Source organism: Streptomyces katrae, assembly GCF_000966975.1.
In the GTDB taxonomy this organism is placed as follows: domain Bacteria; phylum Actinomycetota; class Actinomycetes; order Streptomycetales; family Streptomycetaceae; genus Streptomyces; species Streptomyces katrae.
Genome location: NZ_JZWV01000442.1, coordinates 1 through 2962, shown reverse-complemented (window position 1 = coordinate 2962; position 2962 = coordinate 1). Strand labels below are relative to the sequence as shown.

3 protein-coding genes are annotated in these 2962 nt (G+C 75.5%); all 3 read left to right on the top strand.

What is annotated here, in order from left to right:
* The first annotated feature begins 367 nt into the window (after positions 1-367).
* Positions 368-1375, top strand: a complete 1008-nt coding sequence (locus VR44_RS16710; protein WP_045948302.1) for an NUDIX domain-containing protein — start codon at positions 368-370, stop codon at positions 1373-1375.
* A 108-nt stretch (positions 1376-1483) separates the two neighbouring features.
* Positions 1484-2056 (top strand): hypothetical protein, encoded by a 573-nt coding sequence (locus VR44_RS16705; RefSeq protein ID WP_052713649.1) that lies wholly within the window; start codon positions 1484-1486, stop codon positions 2054-2056.
* 117 nt (positions 2057-2173) lie between these two features.
* Positions 2174-2962: class I SAM-dependent methyltransferase (locus VR44_RS16700; RefSeq protein ID WP_045948301.1), on the top strand; the 789-nt coding region annotated here is incomplete at its 3' end.

Here is a 2962-nt window from a genome sequence, read left to right as displayed (position 1 = left end):
GCCTCGGCGGGTGCCGGCGGCCGTACGGTCACGCACCCGGCGGCCAGCACGAGGGCGGGGATCCAGAGCGGGAGGGAGAGGCGCGACGGCATCCGTCCACCCTGCCGTACCGGAGCACCGCCCGGCGCCCCCGCTCACACGGACGGGTGAGTGCGGGGCCGCATACGTGGTCGGACCAGCGACTTTCACACCGCCAGCCCGCACCACGGACCGTATCAAGATCGACATAATCGGGCAATAAGGAGGCGAGGAAGGTATGCGGATGGCAAAGCGGGGCCGGTCCCGACCACCCGCCGCCCGCCGTAACCCGACGGTCGCACCCGCTGTTGCACAGGCGGCGGACCCGCCCACGGTGAACGGAGTGCCCATGCCCCAGCTGACCGACGACCCCGGACGCAAGGGCACCTGGATGACCCCGGCGGAGTACGGGGCCTCCCGCGCCGCCCTCTGGACCGGAGCGGTCGTCCTCGTCACCGACACCGACGGGCGGGTCCTCGTCCAGAGCGTCGACTACCGCCCCGACCGGCTGCTGCCGGGCGGAGCGGTGGACGCCGGCGAGGCGCCCGCTGCGGCCGCCGCCCGGGAGGTGCGCGAGGAGCTCGGGGTCGACGGCCACTACCCGTGCGGGCTCGCCGTGGACTGGATCCCGGCCGACACCCCGGGCTTCCCGGCCGAGATGCGCTTCCCCGGCGAGATCCTGCACGTGTACGACGGCGGCACCTGGGCCCCCGACCGGATCGAGTCCATCCGCCTGCCCGCCCAGGAGATCACCGGCATCGAGTTCGCCGAGCCCGCCGACCTGACCGCCCTGATGGAGCCGGGTGACGCCCGCCGCGCCCTGGCCGCCCTGCGGGCCCGGATCAACGGCTCCGGCCCCGCCCTGCTGGAGGACGGCCGCCCCACCGTCCCCACCGCCCTCGACCGGCTCGGGGTCCTGCGCACCCGCCGCGTCCCGCAGCACGGCACCTGGCACCCCGGCCCCGTCCCCGCCCGGCTGCCCGTACGCGGCCACTCCGGCTGGCTCTTCGCCCCCGACGGCCGGGTCCTGCTGCTCGTCGCCCGCGCCACCGGCGCCGCCCACCTCCCCGCCCCCAAGGCGGAGCCGGCCGTCGGGGCCCTGCCGCTCGGCTACCGCTACGCCGACCGGACCGCGCTGGCCCGTACCGCGGCCCGCCTCACCGGGCTCGCCCCGGCCGGGGACCCGGCGTACGCCCGGCTGCTCGCCACCCCGGAACAGGTGCGGGAGCTCAGCGACTGGGGCCCGGCCGGCCGGCAGGAGGTCGCGGCGGTGCACGCGGCCCGCACCCGGCTCGGCCTGCCCGTCCCGCTCCGCACCCCGCCCACCGAGCTCCCCGAGCAGGGCCTGCGCTGGTGAACGAGCTGCCCGCGGCGGTGACGGACCGGGCTGCCCCCGGATCGCCGTCGGGGCGCCGGGACGGCCCCCGGGGCCACGGCGGCCGGGCCGGTCGTGTGGAATGGGGGCATGGGGACGAGCGAGATACAGACGGACGGGATGCCGGGGGGCACCCGGGAGGCGCCGCCCGCGCGCCCGGCGCCGGAGGAGGGCCGGGCCGGACGACAGCAGCCCGCCCCGGGACACGGCGCCCCCGACCGCTGGCGCTACACCCGCCACCTCGACCGCCTCGCCGCCGCCGGTGCGGTCGGTGCGGCGGTCGAGGCCGGGGAGGTGGCCGCCGTCCTGCGGGACTCCGACCCGGTGATGGCGCAGAGCGCCGTCGTCACCCACCTCGACCGCCGGGCCGTGCGGCTCCTGCCGGACGCCGCGTTCGGCGACTGGGCCCGCGCCCTGCACTCCGTACTCGAAGGGCACGCCTTCCCGGCCCGCCGGCTGCGCGAGTGGACTCTGCTCAAGGCCATAGCGGGCGGCGGGAGTTGGTCCGCGGCCGAACTCGCCTCCGCCTCCGACTGGTGCCAGCGCACCGCCGTCCGGTCGCCCGCCCCCGACGAGGCGCTGGTCCTGCTGGCCGCCTCCGCCCGGACCCGCCCCGTACGCAACGCGGCGGCCCGCAGGCTGCACCGGCGCGCCACCCTCTGAACGGAATGATCAATCCCCCGGAGTTCTCGCCATTCGGCTGTTCTGGGGTTTAAGGTCGGCTTACCCGGCCGGGTATCAGCGTTGAACCGATGCCATTCCGCTGGAGGATGACTCTCCGTGTCGCACGTTTCACAGGCTCCCGTCAGCACCCCCGACGTCGAGCCCGCCCCGCCCGCACCCCGGTCGTTCGACGAGGTCAAGGGCTGGTTCTCGGCGTATGACCAGGTGCTCTTCGACTGGTTCCTGGCCCGCCAGAACGACACCGCGGACGCGAAGGGCGACCTCCTCGAACTGGGCGCGTTCATGGGCAAGAGCGCGATCTTCCTCGCCGCCTACCTGAGGGAGGGCGAGGAGTTCACCGTCGTAGACCTCTTCGACTCGCCCGCGCCCGACGGAGACAACCTCGAAGAGGTCCGGGAGTCCTACCCCACCCTGACCCGCCGCGGGTTCGAGGCCAACTACCTCGCGTTCCACGAGGAGTTGCCGACCGTCATACAGGCGCCGACCTCCGTCGTGCCCGACCGGGTCCGCCACGGCAGCTGCCGGTTCGTCCACATCGACGCCTCCCACCTGCACGAGCACGTGGTCACGGACATCGCCTCCTCGAAGGCCGTGGCCGCCCCCGGCGCCGTCGTGGTCTTCGACGACTACCGCTCCGAGCACTGCCCCGGAGTCGCGGCCGCGGTGTGGGAGGCGGTGGCCGTCGGCGGGCTGCGCGTGATCGCCGTGTCCGCCTCGAAGCTCTACGCGACCTGGGACGACCCCGAGCCCCACCAGAAGGCGCTGCTCGGCTGGCTGGAGGGCCGCACCGACCTGTGGCACGGCGTGGACACGGTCTGCGGACGCCCGCTGGTGCGCATCGGCGACCACGGAGTGGCCGCCCCGCCCGCCCCCGCGCTGCTGCAC

Bases quoted from the DNA above. Each gene is read 5' to 3' on its own strand.
- VR44_RS16705 (WP_052713649.1), top strand. From the start codon at position 1,484: ATGGGGACGAGCGAGATACAGACGGACGGGATGCCGGGGGGCACCCGG.
- VR44_RS16710 (WP_045948302.1), top strand. From the start codon at position 368: ATGCCCCAGCTGACCGACGACCCCGGACGCAAGGGCACCTGGATGACC.